Annotated in this window: 18 protein-coding genes; 6 read left to right on the forward strand and 12 right to left on the reverse strand. The window is 61.8% G+C overall.

What is annotated here, in order from left to right:
- Positions 1-5 precede the first annotated feature (5 nt).
- The 7 genes from acpS to folK form a co-directional block, all read right to left on the reverse strand.
- Positions 6-410 (reverse strand): holo-ACP synthase, encoded by a 405-nt coding sequence (acpS, locus tag K3758_RS15910; protein WP_259946508.1) that lies wholly within the window; start codon positions 408-410, stop codon positions 6-8.
- A gap of 148 nt (positions 411-558) precedes the next feature.
- Positions 559-1002, reverse strand: coding sequence for a PA2169 family four-helix-bundle protein (locus tag K3758_RS15915; protein ID WP_259946509.1), 444 nt, complete (start codon positions 1000-1002; stop codon positions 559-561).
- A gap of 113 nt (positions 1003-1115) precedes the next feature.
- Positions 1116-1868 carry a pyridoxine 5'-phosphate synthase gene (locus K3758_RS15920; RefSeq protein WP_067627712.1) on the reverse strand — a complete coding sequence of 251 codons (753 nt, stop codon included), beginning with the start codon at positions 1866-1868 and terminating at the stop codon, positions 1116-1118.
- A gap of 99 nt (positions 1869-1967) precedes the next feature.
- Positions 1968-2624, reverse strand: coding sequence for a DUF2062 domain-containing protein (locus K3758_RS15925; RefSeq protein ID WP_067627702.1), 657 nt, complete (start codon positions 2622-2624; stop codon positions 1968-1970).
- Between the two features lie 37 nt (positions 2625-2661).
- Positions 2662-4812 carry a bifunctional (p)ppGpp synthetase/guanosine-3',5'-bis(diphosphate) 3'-pyrophosphohydrolase gene (locus tag K3758_RS15930; RefSeq protein ID WP_067627699.1) on the reverse strand — a complete coding sequence of 717 codons (2151 nt, stop codon included), beginning with the start codon at positions 4810-4812 and terminating at the stop codon, positions 2662-2664.
- 36 nt (positions 4813-4848) lie between these two features.
- Positions 4849-5202 carry a DNA-directed RNA polymerase subunit omega gene (rpoZ, locus tag K3758_RS15935; protein WP_067264606.1) on the reverse strand — a complete coding sequence of 118 codons (354 nt, stop codon included), beginning with the start codon at positions 5200-5202 and terminating at the stop codon, positions 4849-4851.
- A gap of 73 nt (positions 5203-5275) precedes the next feature.
- Positions 5276-5863 carry a 2-amino-4-hydroxy-6-hydroxymethyldihydropteridine diphosphokinase gene (gene folK / locus K3758_RS15940; protein ID WP_259950127.1) on the reverse strand — a complete coding sequence of 196 codons (588 nt, stop codon included), beginning with the start codon at positions 5861-5863 and terminating at the stop codon, positions 5276-5278.
- Positions 5864-6007: 144 nt separating this feature from the next.
- Here folK and K3758_RS15945 point away from each other — a divergent pair, with 144 nt between their 5' ends.
- From K3758_RS15945 to K3758_RS15965, 5 genes are all read left to right on the forward strand, one after another.
- Entirely contained in the window at positions 6008-6562 is a 555-nt protein-coding gene (locus K3758_RS15945) for an NYN domain-containing protein (protein WP_259946512.1), read from the forward strand.
- A gap of 253 nt (positions 6563-6815) precedes the next feature.
- Positions 6816-7553, forward strand: coding sequence for a LuxR family transcriptional regulator (locus K3758_RS15950; protein WP_259946514.1), 738 nt, complete (start codon positions 6816-6818; stop codon positions 7551-7553).
- Between the two features lie 60 nt (positions 7554-7613).
- Positions 7614-8564 (forward strand): 4-hydroxy-3-methylbut-2-enyl diphosphate reductase, encoded by a 951-nt coding sequence (gene ispH / locus K3758_RS15955; protein WP_259946515.1) that lies wholly within the window; start codon positions 7614-7616, stop codon positions 8562-8564.
- A 55-nt stretch (positions 8565-8619) separates the two neighbouring features.
- Entirely contained in the window at positions 8620-9084 is a 465-nt protein-coding gene (rnhA, locus tag K3758_RS15960; protein ID WP_120351974.1) for a ribonuclease HI, read from the forward strand.
- Entirely contained in the window at positions 9081-9704 is a 624-nt protein-coding gene (locus tag K3758_RS15965; RefSeq protein ID WP_259946516.1) for a trimeric intracellular cation channel family protein, read from the forward strand. Before rnhA ends, K3758_RS15965 begins: the two co-directional genes overlap by 4 nt.
- Before the next feature lie 4 nt (positions 9705-9708).
- On the opposite strand, the gene fmt is transcribed toward K3758_RS15965, so the two are convergent.
- The 4 genes from fmt to def (K3758_RS15985) are packed head-to-tail and all read right to left on the reverse strand — an operon-like array spanning position 9709 to position 12166.
- Positions 9709-10623 (reverse strand): methionyl-tRNA formyltransferase, encoded by a 915-nt coding sequence (gene fmt, locus K3758_RS15970; protein WP_259946517.1) that lies wholly within the window; start codon positions 10621-10623, stop codon positions 9709-9711.
- A gap of 36 nt (positions 10624-10659) precedes the next feature.
- Positions 10660-11157 (reverse strand): peptide deformylase, encoded by a 498-nt coding sequence (gene def, locus K3758_RS15975; protein WP_132443819.1) that lies wholly within the window; start codon positions 11155-11157, stop codon positions 10660-10662.
- Positions 11154-11651, reverse strand: a complete 498-nt coding sequence (gene def / locus K3758_RS15980) for a peptide deformylase (RefSeq protein WP_259946518.1) — start codon at positions 11649-11651, stop codon at positions 11154-11156. The genes def (K3758_RS15975) and def (K3758_RS15980) overlap by 4 nt, the downstream gene beginning before the upstream one ends.
- Positions 11648-12166 carry a peptide deformylase gene (gene def, locus K3758_RS15985; protein ID WP_259946519.1) on the reverse strand — a complete coding sequence of 173 codons (519 nt, stop codon included), beginning with the start codon at positions 12164-12166 and terminating at the stop codon, positions 11648-11650. Before def (K3758_RS15985) ends, def (K3758_RS15980) begins: the two co-directional genes overlap by 4 nt.
- Positions 12167-12262: 96 nt before the next feature.
- On the opposite strand from def (K3758_RS15985), the gene K3758_RS15990 reads away from it, so the two are divergent.
- The gene (locus K3758_RS15990; protein ID WP_259946520.1) at positions 12263-13432 is read left to right on the forward strand and encodes a MalY/PatB family protein; all 1170 of its coding nucleotides are present in this window, start codon (positions 12263-12265) and stop codon (positions 13430-13432) included.
- A 42-nt stretch (positions 13433-13474) separates the two neighbouring features.
- Here the strand turns inward: K3758_RS15990 and K3758_RS15995 are convergent, their stop codons facing one another.
- Complete coding sequence (locus tag K3758_RS15995) at positions 13475-13831, reverse strand: hypothetical protein (protein ID WP_120352295.1); 357 nt, start codon at positions 13829-13831, stop codon at positions 13475-13477.
- Positions 13832-13842: the final 11 nt, after the last annotated feature.

Below are 13842 nucleotides of genomic sequence, written 5' to 3' on the forward strand. Positions count from 1 at the left end.
GGGTCTTAATCGGCAAGGGGGCGCGCTTCGATCACGACAAAGGCCTGCGCCCAGGGGTGGTCATCGGTCAGGGTGACATGGATGATCGCCTCATGCCCCGGCGGGGTCATCGCGGCCAGACGGTCGGCGGCCCAACCGGTCACTTCCATCACGGGTTGGCCGGTGCGCAGGTTGCTGACCGCCATGTCGCGCCATGCAATGCCCATGCGCAGCCCGGTGCCAAGCGCCTTTGAACAGGCCTCTTTCGCGGCCCAGCGTTTGGCGTAAGTTCCCGCGACATCGCGGCGACGCTCGGCCTTACGCTGTTCGACGTCCGTAAAAACACGATTGCGGAAACGATCGCCAAAGCGGTCGAGCGTGCTTTGGATACGCTCGATATTTGCCAGATCAGTACCGATGCCGAGGATCATTGGGGCCATTCTTATCGCGTGACGGGGCCGATGCGCCCTTTGCCCTCAATAGATCATGCGGCGGGGCCGAGGAAAAGCAGCAATACGACGAGAAAACGCCGCCTCGCTGGGGCGGGACGGCGTTGAAACTTGTGGCAAGGCGCGGCGCTTATGCGACGGCGTGGCGGGCCTTCTCGGCTTTCGCTTCGTCAATGGCGCGCTGAACCGAGGCACGCTGCTCGGTCAGGAACTCATAACCGGGGCGGCCAGCGGTGGCTTTGATCGCATCGTCGTAGTTTTCGACCAATGCGGATTCGCCGTTGATGATCTCGTCATAGACGGCTTCGTTATCGCCGGTTACCGCGTCGCGCAGTTTCAGCCAGCCACGGTGGGCCGATGCAGCGGCGGAGCCTTCTTCGGAGACATCCACGCCGTCGACGCCCAACTGGCGGTGCAACTCGGTGTGGAACTTCTCGCGCTCAGCGATGCGCTGGTCGAAGAAGCCGACGAAGGCGGCCTCATCCGAGACCTGCTTGCGGGATTCACGATAGCCGTCGCGGCTGTCGATCAGGCGGGTGTGGAGTTTTTTCAGTGTGTCGATATGGTCGCTCATTGGTGCCTCCTTAGGTTTGTTAACCAGTCTGGCGGCCTAACGCAGTCAAAGCCGTTTTGGGTCCAGAAGAAGGCATCCTTTGAGTGATTTTCCGCCACCGAAGACCGGCGGGCTTAGCCCTCGCGGGCCTCATCCATCAGGCGGCGCATCTCGGTTATGGCTGGTTCCAGCCCGAGGAATATCGCCTCTCCGATCAGGAAGTGCCCGATGTTGAGTTCGCGCACCTCTGGAAAGGCGGCGATGGGGGTCACCGTGTCATAGGTCAGCCCGTGTCCGGCATGAACCTCAAGCCCGAGGGAAGCTGCGAAACTCGACATCTCGCGCAGCTTGTTGAGTTCAACGTCCGCCTCGTCCCAGCGGCCTTCGGCGAAGGCATCGCAATAGGCGCCGGTGTGCAGTTCGATCACCTCTGCGCCGATGCGATTGGCGGCTTCGATCTGCGCAGGCTCGGCGGCGATGAAGATCGACACCCGGCTGCCCGCCTCACGCAGGGGCGCGATGAAATGGGCCAGCTTGTTCTCCTCGCGGGCGACTTCCAGCCCGCCCTCGGTGGTGCGCTCTTCGCGCTTTTCGGGCACGATGCAGACGGCATGGGGCCTGTGGCGCAGGGCGATCTTTTGCATCTCGTCGGTGGCGGCCATCTCAAAGTTCAGCGGGACGGAAAGCACCTCCATCAACCCTTCGATATCGGCGTCAGAGATATGCCGCCGGTCTTCGCGCAGATGCGCGGTAATGCCATCGGCGCCAGCCTTTTCCGCGATCTTGGCCGCGCGCAGCGGGTCGGGATAGGCGCCGCCCCGCGCGTTGCGCACGGTCGCTACATGGTCAATGTTCACGCCCAATCTCAGCTTTGGTTGATCCGCCATCTCGATTCCCCTTGCATCACTTGCCCGACCATAGGTCGGAAATTTCGCCAACCCCATAGGGGGAAGCGGTTTTTCCGGAAAATTGATGCCCTGAAAGCCTCAGTCCGCGTGGCGCTTGGCCTCGGCCTTTTGCGCCGCCTTATGCTTGAGCGCCTCGAACTTGGCCTTGATCATCCCGCGGCGCCGCTTTTGGTATGCCCGCAGCACCGGCACCGAGATGTAATAGGCGATAGAGGCGCAGATCATTCCCGGCAGGATGCCCCCGATCAGATAGGGGTAGAAGACCTGATGGAAAAAGGCGGTCAGCCCCGTCCAATCCATCTGGCTATCGGTAAAAATCGCGACAAAGTTCTCTTGCAGATCGCGGCCTGCATCCAGAAACTTCCCCCCGAAGGAGCGATGCTCTTTCGGGGCCACGGGCGCGCCAAGGATCCAATGCCCGGTCTGCAAAGCCGCGATGCCGATGGGCACATAGGTCAGCGGGTTGCCAAAGAAGGTCGCCATAAGGGCGGCGAGGATATTGGCCCGCATCACCCGCCCGATTAGTGCCGCCACAATGAAGTGCAGACCATAGAAGGGCGTGAAGGTGGTAAAGACCCCGGCCCAAATGCCGCGCGCAATGCGCTCGGGGCTGTCGGGCAGCCGCCGCATCCGGTGTTTGACGTAGTGAAACGCACGTGTCCAACCACCCCGCGGCCACAGAAACTCGGCCAGCGCGCGCAGGGTCGGTTTCGGATCGCGGCGTTTGAAAATCAAGTCTCAGGTCCAGTATCGGCGTTTCGTCTGCGCGGGGTCAGTCGGTCTTTTCGACAGTCTTTCCCATGCTCATATTGCGGTGCCTGCTGACATCGGCGACTTCACTTTCGGCTTCGATCGTGGACATCAACGAATGCAGGTGACTTACGTCTCTGAGATCCACATAGACCACCAAACGGTAAAAGTCAGGCTTGCGCTCCACAAACTCCAAATCAGAGATATTGGCCGAGGCTTCGCCGATCAAGGTGCAGACCCGCCCCAGTACGCCCGCGCCGTTGCCGATGGTGATGTCCAACGCGCAGGTATAGACCGCCGGGTGGCTGCCATCGTGCCAGCGCAGATCCAGCCAACGCTCGGGCTGGTCTTCGTATTCCGACAGGCGGTCGCAGTCGATTGAGTGGACGGTCACGCCCTTGCCACGGAAGGTGATGCCGACGATCCGCTCACCGGGCAGCGGCGTGCAGCAGGGCGCGCGGTCAAAGCTCTGGCCCGGCTCCAGCCCCACGACGGCGCGGCGCACGTCGATCTGCTCGCCCTTTTGCGGGGCAAGGTCAGGATAGACGCATTCCACCACTTCGCGGCCCGTGAGCTCGGAACTGCCAAGCCGGGCGAGCACCTCATCGGGGCCGTTGAGCCGCATGTTCTTGGCGACGGTATGCAGCACCTTATCGGTGGCCTTCTTGCCGACCTGCGCAAAGGCCGAGCGCGCCAATTCGCGGCCCAGTTTGATAAAGCGCTCGCGGTCGACCTCCCGCAGGGACCGCCGGATTGCCGACTTGGCCTTGCCGGTGGTGGCGATATCAAGCCATGTGACCTGCGGTGTTTGCCCCTGCGCGGTGGTGATCTCAATCGACTGGCCGTTTTTGATCCGCGTCCAGAGCGGCACACGCATCCCGTCGACCTTAGCCCCAACGCAGGCGTTGCCGATCCGGGTGTGGATCGCATAGGCAAAATCAATCGGCGTCGCCCCGCGCGGCAGTTTCACCACATCGCCTTTGGGCGTGAAGCAAAAGACCTGATCCGCGTACATCTCAAGCTTCACCGCTTCGAGGAAATCCTCGTGGTCGGTCTCGGCGTCGAACTGTTCGGTCAGTTGGCTGATCCACTTGGCGGGATCAACGGCGAAGGGGTTCCGGCTGCGCACACCGTCGCGGTAGGACCAATGCGCGGCGACGCCCGTCTCGGCCACGTCATGCATCTGCCGGGTGCGGATCTGCACCTCAACCCGCTTGCCATCCCGGCCCGAGACGGTGGTATGGATCGAGCGATAGCCGTTGGTCTTGGGCTGGCTGATGTAATCCTTGAACCGCCCCGGCACCGCGCGCCAGCGGCGATGGATCGCGCCGAGAGTGCGGTAGCAATCCTCGTCAGAGGCGGTAATCACGCGAAAGCCGTAAATGTCGGACAGACGGGAGAAGCTCTGTTCCTTCTCCTCCATCTTGCGCCAGATCGAATAGGGCTTCTTGGCCCGGCCAAAAACCTCGGCGTCGATATCCGCTTTTTCCAACTCGACCCGCATGTCGCCGGTGATCCGCTGGATCACATCGCCGGTGTCGCGTTGCAGGGTAATAAAGCGGCGAATGATCGACGCGCGCGCCTCGGGGTTGAGCACGCGGAAGGCGAGGTCTTCCAACTCTTCGCGCATCCACTGCATGCCCATGCGCCCCGCCAGCGGCGCGTAGATATCCATCGTCTCCCGCGCCTTTTTGACCTGCTTGTCCGGGCGCATGGATTTGATCGTGCGCATGTTGTGCAGACGGTCGGCGAGCTTGACGAGGATGACGCGCAAGTCCTTGGACATCGCCATGAAAAGCTTGCGAAAATTCTCGGCCTGTTTGGTCTCGGTCGAGTTGAGCTGAAGGTTGGTCAGCTTGGTGACACCATCGACCAATTCCGCCACTTCACCGCCAAAGAGGCTCTGCACCTCGGCATAAGACGCTTTGGTGTCTTCGATGGTATCGTGCAGAAGGGCGGTGATGATCGTCGCATCGTCAAGCTGCTGTTCCGTGAGGATCGCAGCGACAGCGACAGGGTGGGTGAAATAGGGTTCACCGGAATGGCGAAACTGCCCCTCATGCATCCGCGCCCCGTAGTCAAAAGCGGCGCGGATCAGGGGTTCGTTGGTACGCGGATTGTAACCTTGAACAAGAGCGATCAGGTCATCGGCAGTAATGTCGGCGCTGTTCATGCCATCTGCCTCATAGCCCCGGCCGGGGCGCGGGGGTTAGCCCTGACCCTGTGCGGCCATCAACTGGCGCAGCAACATTTCTTCGGACATGCTGTCTTCTTCAGGCTTGTCCTCTTCGGCACCCATCAAAAGCGCCATGGCGTCTTCTTCGGGTTCGTCGACTTCGATCTGGCTCTGGTTGCTTTCGATCAGACGCTCGCGCAGGTCATCGGCCGACTGTGTTTCTTCGGCGATTTCGCGCAGGGACACGACGGGGTTCTTGTCGTTGTCGCGGTCGACAGTCAGCTGCGATCCGGCAGAGATCTCACGGGCGCGATGCGCGGCCAGCATAACGAGTTCGAAACGGTTCGGAACCTTATCCACACAATCTTCGACGGTGACGCGGGCCATGAAGCCTCCAATATCTCATTTGCTGCCAGAAGTGCGGTATTTAGGCCGCCTCGGGCAGATTTACAAGCCGTTATTACAGACGCCGCACGCTGGCACGATCCCGCTCAGGCAAAGCCTCAAGCAGCGCGCGGACCGGTTTCCCAAGCAGCGGATGCACCCAATCGGGGGCCACATCGGCCAAGGGCACCAGCACAAAAGCGCGGTTTTGCAAGCGCGGATGCGGCAAGATCAACTGCTCTGGCGTGCGGCCAATCTGCGCTTCAAGCGGCAAATCACGCCACATCTTGTGGGTGTTACGGTCTGGCAACACGATATCATCACAGGCCAGCAAATCCAAATCCAAAGTGCGCTGGCCCCAACGCTGCACCCGCTCCCGACCCAACTGCGCCTCGATCCGATGCAGGACGCCAAGCGCCTTGGCCGGATCCCAAGGTGCCTCCAGACGTGCTGCGGCATTCACATAATCGGGCCCCGCTCCTGCGGGGAAAGCCGGAGTATGATAGAATGCACTGGTCGCGCGAATCACCGCGCCGGAGGTTTGCAGCAGCTTCAAAGCCGACTTCAAGGTTTCCTGCGGCGCACCGACAGAAGAGCTGAGGTTCCCACCAAGCGCAATCAGGAGACTATACTTTCGTATAGGCTCTCTACTGCTTAATTCCATACCCACGGGGTCTTGCGACATCGTTAAAAAGCCTTAGTTATGCACCCTGATGTGGGGGCATCGCCAGCCGTCACGGATTTATTAATCTGCGACGATTACAACTCAAACCGGGAATACGGCGAAGCCTGCCGAAAGGATAGATTAATGTTCTACAAAGATGAGCGTTTGGCGCTTTTCATAGACGGCTCCAACCTCTACGCCGCAGCAAAGACGCTTGGCTTCGACATCGACTATAAGTTGCTGCGGCAAGAGTTCATGCGCCGCGGCAAGCTGCTGCGCGCCTTCTACTATACCGCATTGCTGGAAAACGATGAGTATTCGCCGATCCGCCCGCTTGTTGACTGGCTGAACTACAACGGCTTTTCGATGGTCACCAAACCGGCCAAGGAATACACCGACAGCATGGGCCGGCGCAAAGTCAAAGGCGACATGGACATCGAACTGGCCGTTGATGCGATGGAACTGGCACCGCGTGTCGACCATATCGTGATCTTTTCCGGTGACGGCGACTTCCGCCCGCTGGTCGAAAGCCTGCAACGCCAAGGCGTGCGTGTTTCTGTCGTGTCGACGATTCGCAGCCAGCCGCCGATGATCTCTGACGATCTGCGCCGCCAAGCCGACAACTTTATCGAGCTTGACGATCTGCGTGATGTCATTGGCCGTCCGCCGCGCGATCCGATCTCGCCCTCGCAAGACTAAGCGCAAACCGCCTTATTTCCGCCCAAAACCATGTTGCTAGCCGCAGCAGTGGCTTTCTTGTGCCTGCCTCCAATGAGGCAGGCAGACGAATAACAGACCAGTGACAATGGCGTCACTGGCCTGTGAAATTTCTAAAATACCCCAGGGAAGATACAATACAGCACATGAACCCATGCGTTCCCCTTGATCCCACAGTACCCGTTCCCGTAGAAGTAGACGACCCCCCGAAAAAGGGGGGTTAAAGTGAGGGACGATGCTTTTCGATGATGCGGTGCGGCTGGAGAAGCTACAGGATGTAGGCAAGCTCTGGGACGGCATTGTAGAGGCGCTGCGACAGATTGGTTTCACCCACGCCATTCACATCAGCGTCGGGGCAGATTTCAAAGATGCCCAGTTTTTATCCACCATCCCCGACCTTTACGATGATCTCCCCCCCGAGGATGACCCCTTTCTCCACCATTCGTGCAACAGCTATGAAGTCCTGACAATCGGTCAGGCCTTCGTGCACCTTTACCCCGACGTTACCCCTTCTGAGCATTCGCTGATCGCACGCGCAGGACGGGAAGGTTTGCACGCCGCCTTTGCGGTGCCGATGCGGCTGAAAGGATCAGAACGTTTCGGTGGCTTCATCATCGGCAATTGGATGGAGGCCGATGAATTCGAACGGACCTTTAGCGACGTTGCCGAGGATCTTCGCCTCTTTTGCCTGCTGATGCACCGCCGCATCGAAGACCTGACCGGCACCGCCCCGTTACCCCTGCCCGAGACCCCATCGGCCTTTGGCAAACTCAGCCCGCGCGAAGCCGAAGTGGTGAACCTGCTGGCCCATGGCTACACCCGCCAGCAAACCGCGCATCGCTGCAACCTCTCGATCCACACCGTCTCGGACTATGCGAAATCGGGCTACCGCAAATTGGGCATCCGCAACCGGGCGCAGGCCGCCGCCCTCGTTCACGGCACCGCGGGCGAGGCTGCGCCCAAGAAAGGCTGACGGGCTGGACGAAGCGCGCCCAAGCCCTTACCTCTGCGCCAAGCCGTTCGGAGACTTCGCATGACCAACACGCCCCTGACCCTCTACCTCGCCGCGCCGCGCGGATTCTGCGCGGGCGTGGACCGGGCGATCAAAATCGTCGAAATGGCGCTCGAGAAATGGGGCGCGCCGGTCTATGTGCGCCATGAAATCGTGCACAATAAATTCGTCGTCGACGGGCTGCGCGACAAAGGCGCGGTCTTTGTCGAGGAACTGTCGGAATGCCCCGACGACCGCCCGGTGATCTTCTCCGCCCACGGCGTGCCGAAATCCGTGCCCTCCGCCGCGCAGGCGCGCAATATGATCTATGTCGATGCCACCTGCCCGCTGGTCTCCAAGGTCCATATCGAGGCGCAACGCCATGCCGATGCAGGGCTGCAGATCATCATGATCGGCCACGCGGGCCACCCTGAGACGGTCGGTACCATGGGGCAATTGCCCGAAGGCGATGTGCTGCTGGTCGAAACGCCCGACGATGTGGCCGGTGTCGCCGTGCGTGATGAGGCGCAGCTGGCCTATGTCACCCAGACCACGCTCAGCGTTGATGACACCGCCGATATCGTGGCCGCCCTTCAGGCGCGGTTCCCGGCCATCATCGGCCCGCATAAAGAAGACATCTGCTACGCCACCACCAACCGTCAGGAGGCCGTCAAGGCCATGGCGCCCAAATGCGACGCGATGCTGGTGGTGGGCGCGCCGAATTCGTCGAACTCCAAGCGGCTGGTCGAGGTCGGCGCCCGCGCGGGCTGCGCCTATGCGCAACTGGTGCAACGTGCGGACGACATCGATTGGCGCGCGCTAGATGGGATCGGCAGCATCGGCATCACGGCGGGCGCCTCGGCCCCTGAGGTGCTGATCAATGAGGTTATCGACGCCTTCAAAGCGCGCTATGACGTGACCACCGAATTGGTCGAAACCGCGCAGGAAAACGTCGAGTTCAAGGTGCCCCGCGTCTTGCGCCAACCCGCCTGATTGACCGCCGCGCGCCAGCCGCCTAAACCGCGTTGAAACCGCGACGGGAGCCGACATGCCAGACCTTTACGCCTACACAGACGGAGCCTGCTCGGGCAATCCCGGCCCCGGTGGCTGGGGCGTGTTGATGCGCGCCATGGACGGCGACAAGATCGTCAAGGAACGCGAGTTGAAGGGCGGCGAGGCGCAGACCACCAACAACCGCATGGAATTGATGGCCGCAATCTCGGCGTTGGAATCGCTCAGCCGCGCCACTGAGATCACCATCGTGACCGACAGCAACTACGTCAAAAACGGCATCACCGGCTGGATCTTTGGCTGGAAGAAAAACGGCTGGAAAAACGCCGCCAAGAAACCCGTGAAAAACGCCGAGCTTTGGCAACGGCTGGACGCGGCGAACGCGCGGCATAATGTGACGTGGAAATGGGTCAAGGGCCACGCCGGCCACCCCGAAAACGAACGCGCCGACGAACTGGCCCGCGCGGGCATGGCCCCCTTCAAACCGGGCGGCAAGAAGTGAGCCTGCTGGCCCTGCTCGACTATGCCGCCGTGCTGGTCTTTGCCATCACCGGCGCGCTGGTCGCCAGCCGGGCGCAGCTTGATATCGTGGGCTTTGCCTTTATCGCCTGCCTGACCGCCGTGGGCGGCGGCACGATCCGCGACCTCCTGCTCGACCGCAATCCGATCTTTTGGATCGAGACGCCCAGTATGCTCGGCGTGGCCATCGTGGCGGCGCTGGTGGTGTTTTTCACCGCGCACCTGCTGGAAAGCCGCTTTCGCACGTTGATCTGGCTCGACAGTCTGGCACTGGCTGTCGCCGTCGCGGCGGGGGTCGGTGTGGCGATGTCTCAAGCGCAATCCGCGCCGATCATCATCGTCATGGGCATGATCACCGGCTGTATGGGCGGGCTGATGCGCGATGTGGTGGTGGGCCAACTGCCACTGGTGCTGACCCAAGGCGAACTCTACGCCACCGCGGCGCTCTCCGGTGCCGCTGTGGCCGTGCTGCTGGCGCCCTATTTCGACGGGACGCTCTACCCGCTATTGGCCTGCGCCGCCACCACGTGGGTGCTGCGCGCCGGATCGCTTTATTTCGGCTGGCATCTGCCGGTCTACAAAAGCACCCCGCCGAAAAGCTGAGCGTTTAAGCGGCGCTCAGCTTCGTGCCGACCGCGATCTGCGCGCCGCGTTGAAACACATCCGCTTCCTGCACGCCCTTGCCTGCGCGCTGCAACCGCGTGAGCCGCACCGCACCGTCGCCGCAAGCCACGCGCAGGTCATCTGACAGCACTTCACCCGCCGCGCCGGTGCCTTCGTCCAGCACCGATCCGAGCACCTTCACCCGCTGGCCGTCGTTTTCGAACCACGCCCCGGGAAAGGGCGACAGGCCCCGGATCAGGCGGTCCACCTCAACCGCCGGGCGGGACCAGTCGATCCGCGCCTCGGCCTTGTCGATCTTGGCGGCATAGGTCACGCCCTCCTCGGGCTGAGGCTGGGGGGGCAGGTCTGGCAACCGCGACAGCGCCTTGTTGATCGCCACCGCGCCCATGGCGCTCAGCCGGTCGTGCAGTTCCGCCGTGGTCTCGCCCGCGCCGATCTTGGTCTCTTCGCAGAGCAGCACGGGCCCAGTGTCCAACCCCGCTTCCATCTGCATGATGCAAACGCCGGTCTTTTCATCCCCCGCCATGATCGCACGGTGAATGGGCGCGGCCCCGCGCCAGCGCGGCAAGAGGCTTGCGTGGATGTTCAGACAGCCCTGTTTCGGCGCGTCCAGAATGACCTGCGGCAAGATCAGACCGTAGGCCACGACCACCGCCGCATCTGCGTCAAGCTCGGCGAATTCTTCCTGCGGTTCGGGATGTTTAAGCGTTACCGGATGCCGCACCAGCAGACCAATCTCTTCGGCGCGTTGCTGCACCGGGCTGGGGCGGGGTTTCTTGCCGCGTCCGGCGGGGCGTGGCGGCTGGCAGTAGACGGCGCAGATGTCATGCCCCGCTTGCACCAGTGCATCGAGGATCGGCACCGAAAAATCGGGCGTGCCCATGAAAATCAGTCGCATCTGTTCACTCCTGACGAACAGCACCTGTGAGGGCTGTCAGCCGTTCTGTTTACGTGCTTTGCGCAACAGCATGTCGCGCTTGGTTTTGCTGAGGTTGTCGAAATACATCTTGCCCGCCAGATGGTCGATCTGGTGTTGCACGCTGACGGCCTCAAGCCCGACAAAATCACGCTCAACCTCTGCCCCCGTCTCGTCAAGGAACCGCACCTTCACGCCGCGGGGGCGGCGGATCACGGCGCTGAAACCGGGCAGGTTCGGGCTGGCTTCCTCATAGGGGTGCAGCACGGCAGAGGCGTCTATAATCACCGGGTTCGCCAGCCGGATGCGCTTGTTGCGCGCCTCGGAGGCATCGACCACCGCGACTTGCAACATCACCCCGATCTGCGGCGCGGCAAGGCCGACGCCCGGCATGGCGTCCATCGTCTCGATCATATCGTCCCAAAGGGTGCGGATTTCATCCGTCACCGCTTCAATGGGTTCGGCAGGGCTGCGCAGGCGTTTGTCGGGCCATGCAACGTAGCGGCGTAGGGTCATTGGGCGTTGAACTCCGCGATCTTGGCGGCGCGGGTGTCCGCGTCGAGGTGATCGAAGGTCACCACACCGTCAAGGTGATCCATCTCATGCTGCGCGATCAGCGCGGCGGCCCCCTCAAAGCTCTGCACATAGCGGCCACCGTTCAGCCCGGTCCAAACCATCTGCACCTGCGACGGGCGCGAGATGTCGGTGCTGATGCCGGGGATGCTCAGGCAGCCTTCGGTATTGGTCACGCGCTCTTCGCCGATCTCTTGAAACATCGGGTTGATGCAGACCAGCGGGTCGGATTTGTCTTCCTTCCAGCCCGCATCCATCACGAAGATCCGCAGCATCGCGCCAACCTGCGGCCCGGCAAGGCCCCGCCCCGGCGCGGCATACATCGTCTCCAACATATCGGCGGCCAGCGTTTCGATCTCTGGCGTGATCTCTTCGATCGGCGCGCAGGTCTCGGCCAGACGTGGGTCGGGCCAGCGAAGTACCTCCAGCACGCTCATCCGCGTGCCAACTCGCGCTTCAGCTTCACCATCTTGCGGGTGATCATCTGGCGCTTCAACGGCTTGAGGTAATCGATGAAAAGCTTCCCATCGAGGTGGTCAATCTCATGCTGCACACAGGTCGCCCAGAGGCCGTCAAACGCCTCCTGCTGCTCTTTGCCGTCGCGGTCGAGCCAGCGGACCTCAATCTCAGCCGGGCGGGTCACATCGGCGTATTGCTCAGGAATGCTCAGGCAGCCTTCTTCATAGGTGCTGAGGTCATCCGAAGAGGCCACGATCTCAGGATTGAACATCAACAGCGGGCGCGGCGCTTCGCCCTCTTCTTTGACGCAATCGAGCACGATGACACGGCTCAGCACGCCGATCTGCGGCGCGGCAAGGCCGATGCCCGGCGCATCATACATGGTGGTCAACATATCATCGCCCAGCACGCGCAGCTCGTCGCTGAGATCGGCGACAGGGGCTGCGGCTTTCTTGAGCCGTGGATCGGGGTGCAAAAGGATCGGGCGTTTCATCCCGCTCATTTAGGCCATGCCCGGGCATCGCGCAACCGGGGGCTTGCAGCGCCTGCGGCAGCCGTTAGCTTGGCCGCAATATCAGGAGAGACCAGCATGAGCTTTGACGACATCATCGACCGGCGCGGCACCCATTGTGCGAAATGGGACAAGATGGAAGCGATCTATGGCGTGCCCGCGGATAGCGGCATCGCCATGTGGGTGGCCGACATGGATTTCCGCCCCCCGCAGGTGGTGCAGGACGCGCTTCAGGCCCAGATCGACCACGGGGTGCACGGGTATTTCGGCGACGACAGCGAATACCTTGCCGCGATCCAATGGTGGATGGAAAACCGCCACGGCTGGAAGGTCGACGCCGAGGCGATCTTTACCACGCATGGCTTGGTTAACGGCACCGCCATGTGCGTCGACGCCTTCACCCAGCCCGGCGATGGCGTGGTGCTGTTCACCCCGGTCTATCACGCCTTTGCCCGCGTGATTAACGCCGCCGAGCGTCGGGTGGTGGAATGCCCGCTGACCAATGCTTCGGGCCGTTACGAGATGGATTTTGACGCCTATGACGCCCTGATGACCGGGGATGAGAAGATGGTGATCCTCTGCTCGCCGCATAACCCCGGCGGGCGGGTCTGGAGCCGTGAGGAACTGCAAGGCGTGGCCGACTTCGCCAAGCGGCACGATCTGGTGCTGGTCTCGGATGAGATCCACCACGATCTGGTGATGCCGGGGCACAAGCATATCCCCATGGCCCAGATCGACGGGATCGAAGACCGTCTGGTGATGATGACCGCCACGACAAAGACCTTCAACATCGCGGGCGGCCATACCGGCAATGTCATCATTCACGACCCCAAGCTGCGCCAACGCTTCGCCCAGCGCATGGCGGCTCTGGGCGTCTCGGCGAACTCCTTCGGGCTGATCATGGCAACGGCCGCCTATTCCCCCGAGGGGGCCGCTTGGGTGGATGAGCTGACCGCCTATCTGGACGGAAACCGGCAGTTGTTCGATGACGCGGTGAACGCGATTCCGGGGCTAGGTTCGATGCAGCTGGAATCGACCTATCTGGCTTGGGTGGACTTTTCGGGCACTGGGATGGACCCCGCGGAGTTTCAGAAACGAGTCGAGAAAAACGCCGCCATCGCAGCCAACCACGGCGCGACATTCGGCACGGGGGGCGAAAGCTTCCTGCGCTTCAACCTCGCCACGCCACGCGCACGGGTCGAGGAAGCCTGCGACCGGCTCGTCAAAGCCTTTAGCGATCTACAATAATCGGAAAATGGCGCGGCGGGACTGACCCGCCGTGCCGCCCTTTCAGGCGCGGCCGTCTTCGATCAGACCCAGCGGCGCATCGGCAGGACGTTCGAAATCAAGCGGCGGTCGGTCTGCCACGGCGGTCGCGCGTTTGAACTCATAACGCATTTCGCCCGCTTCTTCCTCGCTCGCCACGATCAGACATTGGAACAGATGCAGGCTGCCATCATAGAGATCGACCAACCCGCGCAGCTTGGGCGCATCCGCCGCATCGACGGAAAAACCGGTCTTCCACATACGCAGCACCCGGTAGACATCGCCGCCCACCTCAAGCCGCAGGCGCGCGCCCTTGCGCAGGCTTGCCATACGCGCGGCATCCAGCCCCGCTTGTATTTCTTTCGACAGAAATTCTTCCATGAGCAATCCCC

This window comes from Sulfitobacter sp. W002 (assembly GCF_025142135.1).
GTDB classification, from domain to species: Bacteria; Pseudomonadota; Alphaproteobacteria; order Rhodobacterales; family Rhodobacteraceae; genus Sulfitobacter; species Sulfitobacter profundi.